Source organism: Priestia sp. TRM10, assembly GCF_057808375.1.
Map to the genome: position 1 here is coordinate 655127 of NZ_JBJZOT010000013.1, position 20683 is coordinate 675809.

Here is a 20683-nt window from a genome sequence, read left to right on the forward strand (position 1 = left end):
GTAGAGGAACGGATGTGCTAGTTGCGGATTATTTACTAACACTATTAGGGGGAAATAAGATGGAATATATAAAGAAAGCAGACGTATATGAACAGACTACTTCAAATGAAGTAGAACAAACGGTAAAGTCCATTATTGCTACTGTAAAATCGGGCGGTGATATTGCTGTACAGGAATACGAAAAAAAATTCGGCAATTCTGATCGTCCGGTACGGGTTAGTGAAGAAGAAATTGAATATTGTATAAGAACACTACCTAAAGAAGTAAAAGTACTAATTGATCGTGTCGTAGAACGAGTATCTGAGTTTGCTAAAGCACAGTTGAGTTGTTTGACTCCATTTGAAAAAGATTTTGGTGAGGGTATCAGAATGGGTCACCGAATTATCCCGATTGAAAAGATTGGTGCTTATGTACCAGGTGGGAGATTCCCTTTATTATCATCAGGACCTATGGTCGTTGCCCCAGCAAAGGTTGCTGGAGCAAAACAAATTGTTGCTTGCAGCCCAGCCAATTATAAAGGTGGTATCCATCCAGCAGTATTATATGGATTAGTTCGTTCAGGTGCTACAGATATTTTTGCAATTGGAGGGGCGCAGGCAATTGCTGCAATGGCATATGGGACTGAATCGATTCCTGAAGTAGATGTTATTGCAGGACCAGGAAATCGGTTTGTAGCAGAAGCAAAACGTCAAGTATTCGGTAAAGTGGGCATTGATCTCATTGCTGGACCTAGTGAGGTGATGATTTTTGCTGATGATTCGGCATCACCAAGGAAAATTGCTGCTGATTTACTTGCTCAAGCGGAACACGATCCATACGCACGTGCAGTTCTTGTCACAACTTCTCGAACGGTTGCTGAGACCGCTCTACAAGAGGTGGAAAATTTTTTAGCATCCTTTTCAGCTTCCTCTCCTGCACACGAGTCCTGGAAAGCAAGAGGAGAAGTTATTTATGCGGATACGTTACAAGAAGGACTGGATATTTGCAATGATTATGCTATTGAACATTTGCATTTGCATATCCAAAATAGCCGTAAATTAATGGACAAGTTATACAATTATGGATCACTGTTTCTTGATGAAGGCAGTTCTGTTGTTTTCTCTGATAAAGTCTCGGGAACAAATCATACGCTGCCAACTCAAAAAGCGGCGAGGTATACGGGAGGATTATGGGTAGGGAGTTATGTAAAGGTTTTGACCCACCAGGAGATTACGGGGCAAGGAATTCAATTTCTAGCGTCACATGCAGAAGATCAATCTGAAATTGAAGGATTAGAGGGACATAAATTATCTGCAACAGTTAGAATAAAATAAAGACCTAATTTTTACTTTTTATCAGGGGCTGTGTTTATGGGATTTGATGAATCTACATAAAAAATGAGCATCATCTCCCTGTTAGGTCTTATATGCAAAGCAGATTTAATATCTACCATATAGCAAAGTTAGGCCTCTTTTAATCTACCTGTCCTTTAGGCAGCAATAGAGGGTTTAAAAGTGTAAGTAATAACAAAATTGAATGATATAGCTCACAATGTATGGATATTGATGGAAGAGTGAAACTACAACACATATATGAAGGAACAGGATATTCTGGGTTATCAATAGGGGAGCTAGTAGACTTTATTAGCATGGGTCCATCTGAAAAGTTATTGAGTTTGGGAATGAAAGCGTTTTTATGAAGTGAACGTCCATACCGTCACCTTTCTGTCTATTAAGGATGAAAGGGAGGGGAACGAAAGGGTGGAGTATGTGAACCAAACTAATAAAATTACTAATAAAAAAGAGGTTATTTTATTCTTTATTATTAGCTTGTTGTTCTTTGTTACCATTACAGCATTTGATCCGTTTATCTCCTCCTATGCTAAAGATCTTGGATTTGATTCAGTTGTAATTGGTAGTATCATCGGAATTTCAGGGATTGTTGCCTTATTTACACGACTTCCATTGGGAGTATTTTCAGATATGTTGCATAAACGAAGGTTATTTATTCAATTCGGGTTGCTTATTACTATTGTCATGTGGACGCTAGCCTTCTTGATACCGAATGCAACAACTTTATATCTTGGGAAAATTTCAGATGGGTTAACTGGTTCTACATGGGTGATTTACAATGTTATGTTCGCTTCATATTTTGGTGTAAGAGAAGCAGCAAAAGCTGTAGCGATTTTAGGTGTCGCATCGCCACTTGGCTCAATACTTGGAACAACCATTGGTGGAATAGTGGCCAATAGTTATGGTTATCGGTATAGTTTTTTAGTAGCTGTTATCGCGGCCATTCTTGCATTTGTTTTAACATTTTTTACGAAAGATCTAAGTGTTAAAAGTATCAAAGTGAAATATGATAAGAAAATACTTGTAGAACAAATTACAGATAAAAAAATATGGGTCATTTCTATTTTAGCAACAATTGCATTGATGGTTACAATTGGGACAAGAGATACGTTTACTCCCTTAGTTGCTAATGATTTAGGAGCAAATCCACTAATGATTGGTATGTTAGCAAATACGCACCTCATTATATATGGTTTAGCTGCGGCATTATGTGGAGGCTTTTTTTATAAAAAGCTCGGTTTAGTGAATACAGCGATTTTGGGGGCAATTTTACAAGGGATTATTATTATCTTTATTCCTTATGCTAAAAGTCTAACAGTGCTTTTTCTTTTACAAGCCATTCAAGGTTTTGGATATGGTTTAATCTTCACAGTGGTCACTTCCTGGGCTGTTGAAAATATACCTGAAATTAAACAATCTACCAGAATGGGATTGTTCCAAAGTTTATATTCTGCTGGAATGTTTTTGGGACCAGTTCTTATTGGGATTTTAATTGAAATGTTCTCAAAATCAACAGGGTTCCTAATTATGGGAGCTTTATCAATTGTATCTACTATTCTTATTAAAACTTCTGTTAAATCTTCAAAAGGAAATGTTTCCAATGAACGAGGTTCTAGTGTAAAAACTACTTTTTAGAAACATAAAGTGTCAATTTCTTTTAAATCACTGACTTATGAAACTAATCTAAACAATACACATGATTAAAAAAGGACAGACTCATAAGTCTGTCCGAAATCGAAAAGAATTTATCCATCAACTGTTTGAGCTAGTTGTATAAGAATAACTGGGGATATATTCCTTTATTATATTTTCTTCAGGTATTTGCATCAGAACCCTTAGAAGAAAGTTCATTATGTAGGTTCTTATAAGAGGAACTAATGATAATAAAAATTATCAATTACAAATGCATCTGTAACTGAATTAAAACGAATATAGTTTTCGGAATAGAAAGAAAATAAACTTCTGAGTAAATTATTGTTTCTTAATGTTGAAAATTTCGTTGATAGTATAAAGCTTATGTCTTATATCTTATGACTATTAAAGAGGTGAACTAGTGAGCAATGTGCAATTTAGATTAAATATAGTATTGTTTTTTATAATGACTGTACTTTTCTTTATCAGCATTTCAGCCTTTGATCCATTTATCTCTTCATATGCCAGAGACTTAGGAATTTCTCCCTTAGTAATAGGAAATATTATGGGGGTCACCGGATTAGCCTCTATGTTTATTAGGTTTCCGGTTGGTATATTCTCTGATCTTCTAAATAAAAGAATGCTATTTATTCAAATAGGTCTTTTAGTTACAGTTGTTGGTTGGATCATTGCTTTTATTAATCCAAATGCTACTACTTTGTATTTAGCCAAATTTCTAGATGGGATTACGGGAGCTACATGGGTTCTTTATACTGTAATGTTTGCCTCTTATTTCAGTATTGATAATTCCGCCAAGGCTGTAGCCTTTTTAGCTTTGGCTGATTACGTTGGGGCCTTAATGGGTTCTCTTATAGGAGGAATTGTTGCAAATAACTATGGATACTCATATTCATTCCTTGTGGCGGTTTTCGCTGCTTCCATCGCTCTTGTTTTAACTTTCTTCTTAAAAGAGAAAAAGGTTGAGAAACAGAGGGTAAAACATGAAATGAAAAAGACTATTTTGGAGCAAATTACGGATAGAAATTTATGGTTTTTATCCTTAATGGCTATAATCGCCCTTATGGCCTCTTTTGGTATGAGAGTTACATTTACACCTCTTATAGCAAGTGATTTAGGTGCTGATGCAATTACCCTAAGTTGGTTATCAAATGTTTTTTTAATTGCAGGTGGAATAGCAACTTGTTTATCTGGAATCCTCTTTTATAAAAAAATAGGTTTGATAAATACGGCTATTATAGGAGCTTCCCTACAGTTTGTTATTGCAATTCTTACTCCATTTGCTCCCAATCTAATAATCCTGTTTTGTTTACAAGCTCTTTCTGGGATTGCCTTTTCTTTAAATTTTACAGTTTTACTTTCACTAAGTATTATGAATGTCCCAGAACATAAGCAGTCTACAAGAATGGGCCTTTTTCAAAGTCTATTTTCGTTTGGAATGTTCTTTGGTCCTGTTTTAATGGGCATATTGACAGAGATCTTTTCAAGAAGCCTTAGCTTTTTAGTAATTGGTGTGCTTTCAGCCATTTCAGGTATATTAATGAAAATTTTTATTAAAACGAAGGAGAATCCTAATCTAATAGATGATATTAATGGTGACCATGAACTTGGTAGCCCTATCAATATGCAACATAAATAGAATAAATATAATTTTATAGAAGTCTATACGTAGTGTTAGTCTTATCTCCACATGAGTATTGAAAGATAAGAGTTAATTAATTATATCTTAAAAGATGGATAAGGAATAAGCACATAAGGGGGGAAATGGGATGACTTTAACAATAAGAAAACTTATAGATGGTTATAGAAATAAGGAGTTTTCGCCAGTTGAAATAACAAAGTGGTATATGGAACGGATTAAAAAGTTAGATCCCCAAATTAATTCATACATTACTGTAACTGAGAAACTAGCAATTGAACAGGCGAAAAAGGCAGAGGAAAAAATAAACTCTGATGTACCAAATAATTTAATTGGTATACCTCTCTCTTTTAAAGACTCGATTGATACGAAGGGTATTCTAACAACAGGTGGATCGGCAGTTGATAAGGATCGTATTCCTAATAGTAACGCGGAAATAGTTAATATATTGGAGGAAGCCGGCAGTATTAACTTGGGCAAAAATAATATGTTTGAATATGGATTTGGCATTACTTCTGAAAACACCTTTTTCGGTGATGTGATTAATCCTTGGAAAGTAAATAAAACGGCAGGAGGATCCAGTAGTGGTTCAGCAGCAGCTGTTGCTGCTAATCTTACTATAGGTTCTATCGGTACGGATGCTGGAGGCTCAATCCGCGTACCAGCTGCTTGTTGTGGAGTTGTAGGCTTAAAACCTACGTATGATTTAATTAGTATAAATGGTATAACACCTTTATCTTGGACTCTTGATCATGTAGGGCCCATTGCTAGAAATATTGAGGATACAGCTTTAATTATGGGAGCGATTACAAAGAAACATTATGATTTAACTTCTGCAAATAAATTAACAGGGCTAAGAGTTGGGTTACCTAAGCATTATCTTAATGAGAATATGGATTATGAAGTGAAAAAACTTTATGAGAAATGTTTACAGCAGCTATCAAGCTTAGGGGCTATTGTAAAAGAGGTAGATACAGAGTTTTTAGAAGATATCACTGGTCTAGCGAAGGTCTTTGGTACATCAGAATCATCATATGTTCATAAGGATTGTATAAGCGCTTCTCTTAATATGTATAGCCAGGATGCAAGAGATACATTTACAAGGAGTAAAAATATAAGTGCTTTGGACTATATAGCTGCGTTAAAAAAAAGAGAGGAGTTAAGAAAAAAGTTAACTAATATATTTAGCGAAGTAGATATAATGGTGACACCTACTACTCCTATAACTACTCCTGATGTGAAAGCAGATTACGTGACGATTAATGGAAAAACAGAATCTATTGGAGATTGTATGATTCGCTACGTAAGTTTATTTAATATCACTGGTCATCCAGCATTGTCAGTTCCTGGAGGTCTTACGAGTGAGGGAATTCCAATAGGAATGCAATTTATTGCAGATTATTATAGGGAGGATCTTTTATTATGGGCAGGAAATTGTTATGAAAAATTTGCTTTACAAGAATTTTACGATAAAAGAGACAAAGAAATTGAGGTTCCGGTGTGAAAATAATGCAATAGAAATATAGGGTGACACCCTGTTAATTTTGAGGTTGAGCAGCTACTCCGAATAACTTATGAATGAATTTAACCTCATTTTGACCAGACCTTCTCATTGACGATTTTGGACATACTGATACTAGTATTCTAAAAGAAGGTCGTGATCAGTATGGAAAAGCAAAACTTATTTAAGTGGAAACATTATCAACATTATATCATTTTGCTAACCGTTAGATGGTATCTACGGTACAATTTAAGTTTTCGTGACTTGGTAGAGATAATGGAGGAACATGGATTATGTATGGTTCATACAACGATTATGCGCTGGGTTCATCAATATGGTTCCGAGTTAGATGTGCGAGTACGGCGCCATCTTAACCCAACCAATGATTCCTGGCGAGTCGATGAGGACTATGTGAAAGTCAAAGGGCCAATGGATGTACCTGTATCGTGCTGTGGATTCTGAAGGAAATACAATTGATTTTTATCTCAGTAAAATATTTGGAGTTGCTACTTGAGAACAGATGCAGTTAGGAATCTATATGCTTTTTAAAAATGAATATAACCTTTGCGCCAGAACCAAAACTTCGGTTAAATCTTCAAAAGGAAATGTTTCTAATGAAGGAGGTTCTAGTGCAGAAACTATTTCCTAGAAACATCAGAGGTTGGGCATTCTTTAGGTACCCAACTTCTTTTTTTGTTCTGATAATGGAAACTATAGTGATTTTGTATAATGTATCCAATAAAAAATTTAAAAATATAAATTGAATTTTCTGAAATATATTAATAGAATATATCTGTTAAATAATTAAATGAGGTGTTGAAATTGAAAAAGTTGATTTACCTTTTTATTTTTTTGTTGTTTACAGGAATTTTAAGTTATACAGCTCAAGCTCAAACACCAACTAAAGAACATGCTTCTAAAGAAAGACTTCATATTAACAGACTAGATGTTAATGAATTTTTCGCTAATGAGAATGGAACTTTTTTATTAAGTGATGTTAAAACAGGAAAAACCTTTGTCTATAATAAGAAGAGAGCAACTACAAGGCTCACACCAGAATCTACATTTAAGGTTCCTAATGCGTTAATTGGATTACAAGTTAAAGCTGTTCGAGATGAATATGATGTAAAACGTTGGGATGGAGTAGAGAGGGAATTTGAGACCTGGAACCGCGATCATACTCTTGGATCAGCTATGCGTGAATCAGCCATTTGGTATTATCAAGAGATGGCTAGAGATATTGGAGAGCCGCGTATGAAAGAGTGGGTACAGAACATTTCATACGGAAACGAAGATATTAGTGGAGGAATTGATCAGTTTTGGTTAAATAGCTCTCTAAAAATTAGTGCCCTTGAACAAGCTAACTTTATAGAAAAATTGTACAAAGAAGAGCTTCCCTTTGATAAACCAGTTATGAAAACGGTCAAACGAATGATGATTCAAGAGGAAGGAGATCACTATACACTTTATGGGAAAACGGGAACAAGGCTGTCTGATATGGGACTAGGATGGTATGTTGGTTTTATAAAAGTAGACAATCATTCCTATGTCTTCATAACAAATGTTGATGATTCGGGGACAAAAGCTAAAAATATCACATTGAATATCTTAAAAAAGTACAACTTAATGACAGAATGAAAAATAGAGGATATAGCGGCCTATTTAAAATAAAGGATAAACAGAAAATAATTAAAATCATCTATAGAAGAATACTGCTAGTTAAAAACGTTTAGATAATTAATTATCTAAGCGTTTTTATTATAGATAAGGGTGTTATGTGAAAAATTAGGGTTGTAAAATATAGCAGATGTGAAAATAATGCCTTTTATGGTGATGGATGTTTTGTACAGACTTTTATGTTATCCGTATCAATTATTAATAATTTTATTGATTTTCACTTAATTTTCACTTTTTCTAGATAAAGTATAGATTACTAAAGAAGCACCTACTTTGTTAGGTGCTTTTTCGGTTTCATGTAGAAGAATAAAAGGGGAGTATACATTATGAAACACATGTTACTAAAATCAATGACTATTCTTACTTTACTCATGGTCTCGTTATGTGGAGTTACAGGTGAACAAACAGAAGCTAGCCCAACAGATGACCAAGATCTCATTATTGTTAATAAGTATTACAACAAAATTGCTTATTTCCGCAACGGTTACTTGGAGATGCTGGAACCTGTAGCTACAGGAATGAGTTGGGATAAAACACCGGTAGGTTTTTTTAAAATTGTAAACAAAATTAAAAACCGCCCCTATTATACAGGTAATATCTCTGGAGGAGATTCAAGAAATCCATTGGGCAAGCGTTGGTTAGGAATAAATGCGAATGGTACTTCTGGTGATACGTATGCTATCCATGGGAACAACAATCCGAATTCTATCGGAAAATACGTGAGCCAAGGTTGCATTAGAATGGATAATACAGCTATTGAGAAGCTCTTTGATCAAGTTCAAGTAGGAACGCCAGTGGCTATTACGTATTCTTACAAAAGTTTTGTAGAGTTAACCGATTTATATGGGTATGACATACGTTCATAACCATATTCATTTTTTTATAGGTATTTCACTTATTGAGAATATTGGAGGGATAAAGACATCGTGCTTTAATCAACATCACTATTTATAACATACCTCATAATATAACCTTTAATGGATTTTAATTGATAAAAGAAAGAAGTTCAATGATATCCTCATAAATCAGATTGTTTACTTAGTCTAAGAAATTTTAAATTCTTCTAGTTTCAAATATTCGTCATTAACTAAGTTAATAAAAGGTAAGATCGCGAAGATATCGAGGCATTCTATCCTTGTATATTGGTATGAAAGACATGAAATTGATTCTTTATCAAGATATTTAAACATAACCTTATTCGTTTTCATTTAATTTTCACTTTTCCTTGATAGAGTATAAATTGTGAAAGGGGAGGTGCAATTTTTAATCTATCTTCTTAGTTCTTGAACCTTTTATGGATTGAGTGGCACTAGATTCAACTTTTAAGGAAGAGAAGGCATTCGAGAAGACCCCTAAGTTAAAATATAGAGGAGGAAAAATATAATGATAAATAAGAAAAAGGTATTGGGATATGTGATGGTTGGAGCTTTAGGTTTGAACATGTTAGGAGCAACTTCTACGTTTGCAGCCGAAAAGGAAAGCTCAAGTAAAACCCATTCATCAACTCGAGTGGAAGCTTCTGTATCTCATGATAAGACTACAGTAAACATAGAGTTGAAAAAACTACAAACTGAGGCAAAGAAACTTAACATTAAAGTGGATGGGAAAAAAGCAGATGTTTTAAAGAAAGAAATTGAAGAATGTCAAAATCTCCATAAGCAAGCGAAGAAATTAGGTCTTGAGCCAGATGGAAAAACACCTGATACTCTAAAGAAAGAAATTGAAGAGTGTCAAAACCTCCATAAACAAGCGAAGAAGTTAGGTCTTGAGCCAGATGGAAAAACACCTGATACTCTAAAGAAAGAAATTGAAGAATATCAAAATCTTCATAAACAAGCGAAGAAGTTAGGTCTTAAAGTAGATGGAAAAACACTTAGTACTCTCAAGATAGAAATCCAACAACATCTCAAACTTTAAATATAGAAAAAGGAAATTCTTCCTTTGAATGTGGAATCATAGGAAAGAAGGAGAAAGATGAATCAATCTATGAATTCATGCCGTGTATCATATAATCGCCAGAGAATGACATTGAAAATTAAGCAGGAGTCCATGAGACAACTAAATGAATTAGCAAGAAACATGAAGTGTAGCCGAACAGCTGCAATAGAAGAATGTATTCAATTTTTCTATAAAGGAGGAGGGATGGAAAAGAAAGCTCTGAATCAGAAAAAGATTGATTAGAATAAATCGGCTAACAAAAGAGGTTGGGCATCTTTCATGTGCCTAGCCTCTTTTGATTAAATTTATCATTTTTCATTAAATATTATGAAAATCTGCTTTTTTGTTTGGATTTTTCTTTATGAATAACCTTACTTATGCAGTAGGAAAGTGAAATGAGAATTAATTATAATAAACAATCTCATTTGAGGGGTTGTAGAGTCTCAAAAACTTGAATTTCCTTGCTTTGTAAAATCCAAACCACTTTCACTTCTAAGGAATTCATATTTTATGTTTAAGTTGTTCTTACCTATTGTATAAATATCTTGATACTCAAATAATTTTTTAAAACTTTTTTCGATTTCTTCTAAAAGATCTTTGTTATTTTCTTTATAAAACCGAGATTATATAAAAAAGAATAATAATATGGAATAAGTAAGATAGAGGAGTTAGTCAGAAATAATCTCCAATTTTAAACAATTTAGTTAGTATTAGAAGATAATAAATTCATGGAAATATAAGATGGGGGAGCTATGAATTTGAGGCTTAATTTTTTGTTGAATATTCGTAAATCACGAAATAAAAAGAGAAAAGATATAGTTAGAAGCACTCAAACTAGCTTGACTTTTTTATTTAGTGCGATTCTTGTACTATTTCTTATTCTCTTTATCGTAGGGATTTATTTATTACTTTACATCAACATTTTTAATAACCAAGAACGTGAATTAGAATCTACAATTAAGCGGGAGGCAAATCTTGTAGAAAATTATTTAATAGAGAATGACGGAGAAACTTTTCAAGAGGAGGAAAGTCAAGGCCTCATTGCCGCGAATCATGATCACTTTTTTTACTATATAACCAATCCTCAAGGTAATTTACTTGTAGGAGATGAAATGGTTCCTCCACTGCGTAATCAATTAACAAATTTAGTGAAGAATTGGACTCCAAAACATAATGAAATACATCAAGCCGTCGTTCAGGTAAAGGATATGAGAGATAAAGAAATCCTAAAGGATACATCATCTGATTTTACAAATGTTCAGGAAGTACGGCTTATGATTGCAGGTCAATCGATTTATTATCAAGATCAATTAATTGGAACGCTTTATATGGGAAAGAATATCTCCTTTGTTTATGATTCATTTAAACGGCTGCCGCTTTTTTTAATTGGAATCATTATTTTATTTGGTGGTGTGGCAGTATATATTAGCCACTTAATGTCAAAAAAAGCGATGATACCGATTACGCAAGCCTTTTCTCGGCAAAAGGAGTTTGTTGGTGATGTGTCTCGTGAACTGCAAACTCCTCTAAGTATACTGTTATCTTCCATTAATTCGATGGAGATGAACGAAAATTCAAGTAGAAAAGAATATGATTCAAAATTATTAGAAACGATGAAAAAAGAAGTCAAGAAAATGACGAAATCAGTAAGCACTTTACTGACATTAGCACGTTCAGATTCGGGCATAATAGAACCACCGGATAAAAGATTCGATTTCCGCCCTTCTGCCAAGAAAAACGTTCATTCTATTGAAAATTCAGCAACAAAAAAACAAATTAAGCCTCATTTACAAGACCAAGTCAGCTGCTCATACGAGGAGATCAAGAAAGACTAACCCAATTGTTATACCATTTACTAGCCAATACAGTGAAATATATACTAAACCGGAGGTGAGTTTTACTTGGTTTTGTTCATTGAATCCTCTAGTCCTCAACTATTTCAAATAGTTGTATAAGACATAAGGATTGGAAATGACCGTGAGAGTGCTGAATATATATAAGAACCATTTAAAAAGTACGAGAGTTTTAATAATTTACTACTAGATAAATAATAAAAAGGAGTTTGTTAATAATGAATATCCTCTTAGCAGAAGATGACTTGCAACTTGGTGAATTAATAAGTTTTATGCTTAAAAAGAAAGAGGGGTATAAAGTAGATTGGGTAATGGAAGGAGCAGATGCCTATGATTATGCTCTTGCTGCTCACTATGAAATTTTAATACTAGACTGGATGATGCCAAACGGAGATGGAGTAGAAATATGCCGTCGTTTAAGAAAAAAGGGATATTCTGGAGCGATTTTAATGTTAACAGCAAAGGATACTGTCCAAAACCGGATAGAAGGACTTGATTCAGGAGCAGACGACTATCTTATTAAACCATTTGAAATTGAAGAGTTACTTGCTCGGTTGCGTGCTCTTTCGCGTCGAAATTATGCTCCTATCAAGGAAGAAGAAATTCATCTCCTTGATATGGTACTAAATCGCACAAGTCAGACAGTTCTTCAAGATGACCAAGAGATTCAGTTAAGTCCGCGTGAATTTCAATTGTTAGACTTATTACTGCAAAATAGGGGACAAGTATTACCTCGTGAACTCATTCTTGATCGAATTTGGGGATATGATACAGATGTGTCTATTAAAACGATTGATGCAACAGTTAAGCTATTAAGAAAGAAACTCGGTCAATTTGGGAAGCATGATATGATCCAAAGTATAAGAGGGGTGGGGTATAAGTGTGAAAATTAATTTTCTTTCACGTATACGCAATGTAAGGAAACGGCGGGAAAGGGACCTTTTTAAAAGCACTCAAGCACGCTTAACACTTTTGTACAGTGGACTGCTTATCCTGTTTCTTATTGCTATTGTGACAATTGTTTATTTAGTATTTTACACAGTTAATTTAAATGGTCAAAAACACGAACTTGGAATATTAGTTAGACGAGAAACAAGTCTTGTAGAAGATTATTTAAGAGAAAATGGAAGAGAAGCTTTTCAAAAGAGGGAAAGTCAAGATCTCATTGTTGCGGATTATGATCGGTTTTTTTATTATATAACAGATCCTCAGGGGAATTTACTTGTAGGAGATGAAATGGTTCCTCCACTCCGTAATCAATTAACAGACTTAGTGAAAAATTGGACTCCAAAACATAATGAAATACGTCAAGCAGTCGTTCAGGTGAAAGATATGAGAGATAAAGAAATCCTGAAGAATACACCGCCTGATTTTACGAATGTTCAAGAAGTCCGTCTTATGATCACCGGTCAACCGATTTATTATCAGGATCAATTAATTGGAATGCTGTATATGGGAAAAAATATTTCCTTTGTTTATGATTCATTTAAACGGTTGCCGCTTCTTTTAATCGGGATCATTATTTTGTTCGCTGGTGTGGCAGTATATATTAGCTACTTAATGTCAAAGAAAGCGATGATTCCAATTACGCGAGCTTTTTCTCGACAAAAAGAGTTTGCGGCTGATGCTTCTCATGAGTTGCGAACCCCTTTAAGTGTACTCCTTTCTTCAATTAATGCCATTGAAATGCTCGAAACCCTAAATGAAAAGGACTATGCTCAAAAATTATTAGGCACGATGAAAGAAGAAGTCAAAAGGATGACGAAACTAGTGAGTGCTTTACTGACATTAGCTCGTTCAGATTCAGGCCTAATAGAGCGGACAGATGAGATATTTGACTTTCGTCCTGCTGTTGAAAATACGGTCCATTCTATTGAAACGTTAGCAAAAAGAAAGCAAATCAAGCTTCATTTACAAGCTCCTAATCAGTTGCTGATACGGGGAGATTCAGAAAGACTAACTCAATTGTTATACATTTTACTGGATAATGCAGTGAAGTATACACCGAACGGAGGAGAGGTTTACCTGACTTTATCCATTGAATCCTCTAGTCCTCAAATATTTCAAATGATTGTTCAAGATACAGGCATCGGTATTGCCCCCGAAAGTTATGAACTAATATTTGCACGCTTTTACAGAGAGGATAAAGCACGTTCAAAACAAATTACTGGACATGGTCTAGGTCTCTCGATTGCAAAATTAATTGTAGACGTGCATCAAGGAACAATTGCTGTTTCGAGTGAACTAAATAAAGGGAGTACTTTTAAAGTCCAAATTCCTTTTTCAGTTAAACCTCACCCAAAAGCAGAAGGTAAGATTCATTAACCTTAAGCTTTGGGTGGGGTTATTATGATTTTAAAATAAAGTTTGATAAAAAAACGTATAAACTGATATTTTATGTAGCATCTATTTTAATTTAACACCTGCTTTGATTTTCACTATTCTTTCACCATTCTCTTTTAGAATGAGATTGAAAGAAAGGAAAGAGAACCTTAAAAATACGATATTTAATAATAGAAATAATTAGGAGAGATAGAATGAACCGATCATTATACATAGACTGGCTTCGTATTCTTGCTACGATAGCCGTTGTTACGATTCATCTAGCTTATGAAACTTTAGCTGTTAATTTGCATAATCAGCCTTTATCCAATTGGTTAACTGGAAATTTATTTGATTCAATGTCTCGTTTTGCTGTTCCTATTTTTGTAATGATTAGTGGTGCTTTATTATTAAACGATAAGAGGGAGTTAACGTATAAATTCTTTTTTCAGAGGCGTTTTAATAAAGTACTCATTCCTTTTATAGGGTGGAGTACTATTTATTATGTATACGAAGTTTATGAGGGGAATTTTCAACTTTCGATATCTGCGTTTAGCGAATTAATCTTATCGAATAGCATTAGTGTTCATCTTTGGTTTATGTATATGATATTGGCCATGTACATCGTTACCCCCCTAGTAAAGATTTTTGTAAAGCATGCTTCTAAGAAAGATATACTATATTGTTTATCATTATGGTTCCTTGTAGCCGTACTGCTTAGAACTTTAAATCAATACTTTGAACTTAGTTTCTACATTGAGCTTAACTATACCGCAAATTATATAGGATACTTTATTCTAGGCTATTATTTATCACATTATGAGATTCCAATAAAGTGGAGAAGGATTAGTTATATCGGGATAGTGATTGGGGTATTTACTACATTCGTTGGGACTTATTTTGCTACTATGCAAACCAAAGGAGTTTTGAATGAATTTTGGTATGAGGATCAATCTCCTAATGTGCTTTTAGTATCCATTGGTTTATTTATCTTCTTTAGATATCAACTTACAAACAGAGAGATGAAGATTCCTTATCTTGCTCAACTTATAAATACATCAAGTTTTGGAATCTACTTAATTCACATTCTGGTAATAAGAGTTCTCTATGATTCTGTCATTATGAAGTTATTCTTGAATTTACATGCTTTCATTGCAATACCTATCAGTATATTAATCGTAGTATGTATTAGTTCCATCACCGTTTTCATTATGAAAAAAATTCCTGTAGCAAAAAAACTTGTTCCGTAAATCAAGTATTAATATAAGAAAGAAAATGAATATATGTCTTTACTGTTAGAAAGTATAGAAAGCTCAGATTGGTAAAATCTGAGCTTTTTTATTTTGCTAAAAACTATTTTGTTTTCACCGTTTTTTCACTTTTAAGAAGTAAAGTTACATGTATAACTCACAACAATTAATATTTCACCTTAGGAGGTCTTCATATGATAAAGAAAAAAATATTTGGCTATGTAATGTCCAGAGATTCATCTGCACGTTTAGGAATAATATATGACTACTCTGCAAACCAACAAACCGAAAGGCAGGATATAAAAACTTTATTCAAATATTTAAATAAAAATGCTGAGGAGGATGACTATAAACATTTTATCAAGTCTTATTCCGTTGAAGCGGCAACAGATATAGCTGCACTTTATGATAAAGCGCCTTTAGAACTTAAAGAATTAATAGATACGTTATATCAAGAAACTGGATCAGACTTTGCAGTTATGAACATGTTAGGAATAAAAGTACCGAAGTCATAAAATGGAAGTTAAAAATAAAAAATTGCTAATTAAACTATAAAAAAGATGACTAGAAGCATAGAACTTTTACAATTTGTCATATAGATGACTATTTCACTTTAAACGATGACTTGATGAACATGGACAAGTTAGATAGGTACCGTTTATAGAGAATAAGTCCTTAATTGACTGTAGATTGTAGTCTACATATCTGTACTAAAACTTCTTAAGAGATTTGTAGATATATTTAAAAGTTGAAACTGTTTTGTTTATAGAATCAAGGAGTGGTAATTCTGTTTAAGAAAATTCTTTTGAAGTTGCGTGACTATAGATTGTCAAGAAAATCGAAAAAAACAGAGGGAACAAGTTTTATCTTTCAGGATTTATCTGGAAAACGATGGTCAACAATTAGGATAGCAACAATTATACTTATGCTATTTACTGTTGTCGTTAGTTCAGTGATTGGTGTAAGTTTGTTCAAAAATCCAAATTTATCGGCATTAGAATTAGAAGAGGAAAGCAATATTACATCAATTAATGAATCAATTACATCTTCAAGTGAGGATTCATTCCAAGTAAGTTTGAATAATCAAAACGCTGTTTCTGAAGTAAGTGAAGATGAAATATATGCTTTCTATCAAAAAGACGATGATACTAGTAAATCTTCGTTAGTAGAAAATATTGAGTCCCTCGGCGTCGTCATGCCTGACTGGTATAATTTAACCTCTAATCAAACAATTACAAAATCCATAGAAGACGAAATTGATGCGTTAGCTAAAAAAAATAATGTAAAAGTAATACCTCGACTAAGTTTAGAAAGTACATCAGATCAAGAAACATTACATGAGTTACTTCATTCATCTAAATCACGTACAGCATTCATTAACTCTTTATACGAACAAGTGAAAGAGGATAAGTACGCTGGAATTAATATTGATTTTACAGGGTTGAATGAGGATGATAGAGAACTTTTTACAACGTTTATGTCTGAGTTGTATGATCTATTTCATAGCCATAATCTACAGGTTATCTTAACTGTGCCACCAGATGATGGAGCCTATGATTATTCTTCCCTTTCAGAAACCGTAGATCGTATGATTTTGATGCTTTTTGATGAACATTACGAAGCAAGTGAGCCAGGATCTGTAGCTTCTGCTAATTGGTCTCAACAAATATTGGATGAGTTCCCTGTTTCCTCCGATAAGCTAATCGTTTCCTTAGCGAACTTCGGATATGATTGGACTGTAGATAGTGAAAAACAAGGGGAATATTTAACATATTCAGAAATTATGGAAAAAGTATCTGATTCAGACTTGAAAGTCCAGTGGGATCAAGACAGTAGAACGCCTTACGTAAGATATACAGAAGATTATCAAGAGCATATCATTTGGTTTTTAGATGCAGTAACATCCTATAACCAATTAAAATTAGCTATGGAACATGGGATAAAAGGAGTTGCTATCCAAAACCTTGGTTATGAGGAGAGTAGTTTTTGGGATATTTTAGATGACACAACTTCTATAGAGGATAATGTTAGTAAGCTGAAAACGATAGAAAATGTAACACCGATCCAATTCACAGGAGATGGGGATATTATCAAAATTTCTTCAGATTCTGAGGAAGGATTAAGGAGTATTAAATTAGATAGAGAGGGGCTTATTAGTCTCGAAACGTATAAAAAATACCCTGTTCCTTATTATATTGAACGGTTTGGAGGTACGGAAAGCAAAAAGGTAGCTTTGACCTTTGATGATGGACCTGATTCAACTTTCACACCACAAATACTTGATATTTTAAGTGAAAAAAATGTAAAAGGGACGTTTTTTGTTTTAGGAAAACAGGCCGCCCTTTATCCTGAAGTAGTAGAACGAATATATAGAGAGGGGCACACAATAGGAAGTCATACGTTTAGTCACTCAGATATAACAGAAGATAGTTCTTTGACATTAAAAGCAGAATTAAATTCTACTCAACGACTTATCGAACAAATCACAGGTCATTCTACAAATCTGTTACGTCCGCCTTATACGACAGATGCTGATTATTCGGTAGATGAACTTCCGTCTGTATTTGAGTTTCAAGAAATGGGTTATACCATGGTTGGGTCTTTAATTGACAGTAGGGACTGGGAATCTGAATCGAGTGATGAGATTGTCAAACGAGTAACAGAGACAAATCTCGGTAACGGTAATATCATCCTTCTCCATGATGCTGGAGGAGACCGTTCTACTACTATCGAGGCTCTTCCTGAAATCATAGATACTTTGCGTGAGAAGGGCTACACATTTGTTACACCTAATGAGTTAATAGGGAAAGATCGTAACGATGTCATGCCTACAGTGGAGGAAAGTTCAAATTTATATATGGTGTTTTATAAAATAGCGGATACTGTATATATCTTCTTATCAAAGTTTGGAACTTTATTCTTCGCGCTCGCTATTATTATTGGGATTACTCGTTTGTTATTCTTAGTGTTCTTTAGTTTTAAACATAAAAAGAATTATAGGAATAGACAAAGAAAAGAAGGGTTTAATCCATCTGTCAGTGTTATTTTACCAGCTTACAATGAGGAAAATGTAATCGAAAATACGATTCATTCTATTCTAAAAAGTGACTACTCTAATTTCGAGCTTATTGTTGTAGATGATGGTTCTACTGATCAGACAGCTAAGATCGTTTCTGATCGATTTCACCATGATGAAAGAGTGCGTCTTATTACGAAAAAAAATGGTGGGAAATCATCAGCTATTAATAGAGGATTTAACGACTCTAATGGAGAAATCATCGTTATTTTTGATGCTGATACTTCCATTGCCCATAATGCTATATCATTACTAGTTGATAATTTTAGTGATGAGCAAATCGCAGCTGTCGCAGGTAACGTCAAAATAGGAAATGTCCGAAATCTCTTAACCTTATGGCAACATGTTGAGTATGTAACAGGTTGTAACCTTGAAAGGCGTTCTTTTGATGAACTGAATTGCATCACGGTTGTACCGGGTGCTATCGGAGCTTGGCGTAAAAAAGCTGTTGTCGAGGTAGGGTGTTTTGAAGACGATACATTAGCAGAAGATACAGATGTTACCTTAAAACTGTTGCGTAAAGGATATCGGATCACTTATGAACCGAATGCTTATGCTTATACTGAAGCACCGGAAAATCTAAAAAGCTTTATAAAACAACGTGTCAGATGGTCTTATGGCATCTTGCAATGTTTATGGAAACATCGAGGAGCTTTATTTAATCCAAAACAAAAAACGTTAGGATTTGTTGGCCTTCCAAATATGTGGTTACAGTATGTTCTACAAGCATTGGCACCTTTAGCTGACTTAATTTTTGTGGTTGGCTTGTTTGGAGACACAACTAAAATTCTTACTTTCTATGCTGGATTTCTAGTTGTTGATCTCTTAGCTTCGCTCTATTCGTTTAGATTAGAAAAAGCAAATGTGAAACCTCTTTTATTATTGTTTGTCCAGCGTATTGTTTATCGTTACTTCTTAACTTATACAGTCTGGAAATCCATTATATCTGCTTTCAAAGGGATTATAGTAGGCTGGAATAAGCTAAAACGTTCAGGAAATGTTAAGTTGCCTGACAAAGAGATAGAGAAAGGAGCGTAAAGATAAATCATTACGACATATATTTTTGGAAGTTAGTCAGGAGATGAGGAAAAAATCAAATGCGGAAAATAAAAGTATATCTTTTACTTATAGTCATTGCAGTAGGTGCCTTTATTTTTTACGAAGTAAATGCAGCTCCGGATGAGGATAAGGATAAAAAGTTTATCATGTCTTACCTATATGAAGGAAATACGAGTGACTATCTTCAAAATGTTAAAAGGACACAGGGGGCTTTAGACGATGTCTCCCCTCCCTACTTTAACTTGAATGATGATGGCACACTTCAGGAAACCAAAAGTATTAACTCCTCATTCATAGAAGAAATGCATGAACAATCGGTTGCGGTTGTCCCATTTTTGAGTGATCATTGGGACGAGGATAAGGCTAAAGCTGCCCTAGAAAATAAAGAAGAGTTAACTTCTCAGATTGCTAGTACAATCGAACAATATAACCTTGATGGAATCAATGTTGATATCGAGAATGTTACAGCAGAAGAAAGGGAAGATTATAGCGAGTTTGTAAAACTTCTAAAGGAGAAACTGCCTGACGAAAAGACGGTTTCAGTCGCAGTGGCAGCAAATCCTAATGGGTGGAATACAGGGTGGCAAGGAGCTTATGATTATTCTACATTAGCTCAATACAGTGATTATCTAATGTTGATGGCATATGATGAGCATTCGGTTGATCACGAGACTTCTGGACCAGTAGCAAGTTTTTCTTTTGTAGAAAAAACAATCAAATATGCTTTATCACAGAACGTGCCATCTGAGAAAATTGTTTTAGGAATACCTTTTTATGGAAGGATTTGGAATGATGATGGAACAATTCTCGGAATCGATATTCCAATGAAAAACGTAGATGCTCTTATCGAAAGGTATGATGGAGAGATTGTTTATGATGAAGAGTATCAGTCAGTTAAGGCTACCTTTACAGTTAAATCAACTGATGAGCCAAGTACGATAAATGGAACAAAACTTACGCCTGGAACTTATACACTTTGGTATGAAAATGAACAATCTATTAAAGCAAAGCTTCAATTAATCCAAAAATACAACTTAAAAGGTGCAGGAATATGGAATTTAGGTAAGGAAACTGCTCAAACATGGGATTATTTTGAACAGTCATTAAATGTATCATCGGAAAAATAAAAAGATATTTAAATGTATGTAAAATGAACTAGGACAGTAAAATCGTTTTTAAAACGGTTTTACTGTCCTAGTTTTTTTGATTAGAAAACCTTAAATCTTCATACATTGCGATTTCCTTGTAGAATGAATAGCTCTAGGAAACCTTCTCATGGAATCTTTTTTCTAATTGTTGTTTCACTATCTCTTTTTCCCATTGGGGATAGTCATGAGTTAGAATCCAGTGAAGTTGGTGATAGTCCATGAATGATGCTAGCTGTTTG

General features: G+C 34.1%; 15 protein-coding genes and 2 pseudogenes. All 17 read left to right on the forward strand.

Features of this window, described 5'->3' with window-relative positions:
- Window positions 1-59: 59 nt before the first annotated feature.
- The 17 genes and pseudogenes from hisD (at window position 60) to ACK3CR_RS14685 (ending at window position 20423) form a co-directional block, all read left to right on the forward strand.
- Entirely contained in the window at window positions 60-1313 is a 1254-nt protein-coding gene (gene hisD / locus ACK3CR_RS14605; protein ID WP_488975647.1) for a histidinol dehydrogenase, read from the forward strand.
- A 426-nt stretch (window positions 1314-1739) separates the two neighbouring features.
- The gene (locus ACK3CR_RS14610) at window positions 1740-2966 is read left to right on the forward strand and encodes an MFS transporter (RefSeq protein ID WP_488975648.1); all 1227 of its coding nucleotides are present in this window, start codon (window positions 1740-1742) and stop codon (window positions 2964-2966) included.
- A 55-nt stretch (window positions 2967-3021) separates the two neighbouring features.
- Window positions 3022-3108 (forward strand): annotated as a pseudogene (locus ACK3CR_RS14615) (IS6 family transposase); the annotation flags it as partial.
- Between the two features lie 276 nt (window positions 3109-3384).
- Complete coding sequence (locus ACK3CR_RS14620) at window positions 3385-4620, forward strand: MFS transporter (RefSeq protein WP_488975650.1); 1236 nt, start codon at window positions 3385-3387, stop codon at window positions 4618-4620.
- Window positions 4621-4750: 130 nt separating this feature from the next.
- Window positions 4751-6124, forward strand: a complete 1374-nt coding sequence (locus ACK3CR_RS14625) for an amidase (RefSeq protein WP_488975651.1) — start codon at window positions 4751-4753, stop codon at window positions 6122-6124.
- 162 nt (window positions 6125-6286) lie between these two features.
- Window positions 6287-6614: pseudogene (locus ACK3CR_RS14630) on the forward strand (IS6 family transposase); the annotation flags it as partial.
- Between the two features lie 329 nt (window positions 6615-6943).
- Window positions 6944-7759: a class D beta-lactamase gene (blaOXA, locus tag ACK3CR_RS14635; RefSeq protein ID WP_488975652.1), complete on the forward strand. Its 816-nt coding sequence runs from the start codon at window positions 6944-6946 to the stop codon at window positions 7757-7759.
- A gap of 365 nt (window positions 7760-8124) precedes the next feature.
- The gene (locus ACK3CR_RS14640; RefSeq protein ID WP_243512533.1) at window positions 8125-8664 is read left to right on the forward strand and encodes a L,D-transpeptidase; all 540 of its coding nucleotides are present in this window, start codon (window positions 8125-8127) and stop codon (window positions 8662-8664) included.
- A 517-nt stretch (window positions 8665-9181) separates the two neighbouring features.
- The gene (locus ACK3CR_RS14645; RefSeq protein WP_243512530.1) at window positions 9182-9715 is read left to right on the forward strand and encodes a hypothetical protein; all 534 of its coding nucleotides are present in this window, start codon (window positions 9182-9184) and stop codon (window positions 9713-9715) included.
- A gap of 57 nt (window positions 9716-9772) precedes the next feature.
- Window positions 9773-9979 (forward strand): ribbon-helix-helix domain-containing protein, encoded by a 207-nt coding sequence (locus tag ACK3CR_RS14650; protein ID WP_243512527.1) that lies wholly within the window; start codon window positions 9773-9775, stop codon window positions 9977-9979.
- A gap of 509 nt (window positions 9980-10488) precedes the next feature.
- Entirely contained in the window at window positions 10489-11571 is a 1083-nt protein-coding gene (locus ACK3CR_RS14655; RefSeq protein ID WP_488975653.1) for a sensor histidine kinase, read from the forward strand.
- A gap of 236 nt (window positions 11572-11807) precedes the next feature.
- Entirely contained in the window at window positions 11808-12482 is a 675-nt protein-coding gene (locus tag ACK3CR_RS14660; protein ID WP_243512511.1) for a response regulator transcription factor, read from the forward strand.
- The gene (locus ACK3CR_RS14665) at window positions 12472-13914 is read left to right on the forward strand and encodes a sensor histidine kinase (protein ID WP_488975654.1); all 1443 of its coding nucleotides are present in this window, start codon (window positions 12472-12474) and stop codon (window positions 13912-13914) included. The genes ACK3CR_RS14660 and ACK3CR_RS14665 overlap by 11 nt, the downstream gene beginning before the upstream one ends.
- 212 nt (window positions 13915-14126) lie before the next feature.
- Window positions 14127-15161, forward strand: a complete 1035-nt coding sequence (locus ACK3CR_RS14670) for an acyltransferase (RefSeq protein ID WP_488975655.1) — start codon at window positions 14127-14129, stop codon at window positions 15159-15161.
- Window positions 15162-15355: 194 nt separating this feature from the next.
- A complete protein-coding gene (locus ACK3CR_RS14675) occupies window positions 15356-15676 on the forward strand; it encodes a hypothetical protein (protein WP_243512490.1) in 321 nt (106 codons plus the stop codon).
- A 311-nt stretch (window positions 15677-15987) separates the two neighbouring features.
- A complete protein-coding gene (locus ACK3CR_RS14680; RefSeq protein WP_488975656.1) occupies window positions 15988-19275 on the forward strand; it encodes a trifunctional glycoside hydrolase family 18/polysaccharide deacetylase/glycosyltransferase family 2 protein in 3288 nt (1095 codons plus the stop codon).
- A 59-nt stretch (window positions 19276-19334) separates the two neighbouring features.
- Complete coding sequence (locus ACK3CR_RS14685) at window positions 19335-20423, forward strand: glycosyl hydrolase family 18 protein (protein ID WP_488975657.1); 1089 nt, start codon at window positions 19335-19337, stop codon at window positions 20421-20423.
- The last annotated feature ends 260 nt before the right edge of the window (window positions 20424-20683 follow it).

Coding starts and splice junctions, on each gene's coding strand:
- hisD (WP_488975647.1), top strand. CDS start 60: ATGGAATATATAAAGAAAGCAGACGTATATGAACAGACTACTTCAAAT.
- ACK3CR_RS14625 (WP_488975651.1), top strand. CDS start 4,751: ATGACTTTAACAATAAGAAAACTTATAGATGGTTATAGAAATAAGGAG.
- ACK3CR_RS14640 (WP_243512533.1), top strand. CDS start 8,125: ATGAAACACATGTTACTAAAATCAATGACTATTCTTACTTTACTCATG.
- ACK3CR_RS14645 (WP_243512530.1), top strand. CDS start 9,182: ATGATAAATAAGAAAAAGGTATTGGGATATGTGATGGTTGGAGCTTTA.
- ACK3CR_RS14650 (WP_243512527.1), top strand. CDS start 9,773: ATGAATCAATCTATGAATTCATGCCGTGTATCATATAATCGCCAGAGA.
- ACK3CR_RS14655 (WP_488975653.1), top strand. CDS start 10,489: ATGAATTTGAGGCTTAATTTTTTGTTGAATATTCGTAAATCACGAAAT.
- ACK3CR_RS14660 (WP_243512511.1), top strand. CDS start 11,808: ATGAATATCCTCTTAGCAGAAGATGACTTGCAACTTGGTGAATTAATA.
- ACK3CR_RS14670 (WP_488975655.1), top strand. CDS start 14,127: ATGAACCGATCATTATACATAGACTGGCTTCGTATTCTTGCTACGATA.
- ACK3CR_RS14675 (WP_243512490.1), top strand. CDS start 15,356: ATGATAAAGAAAAAAATATTTGGCTATGTAATGTCCAGAGATTCATCT.
- ACK3CR_RS14685 (WP_488975657.1), top strand. CDS start 19,335: ATGCGGAAAATAAAAGTATATCTTTTACTTATAGTCATTGCAGTAGGT.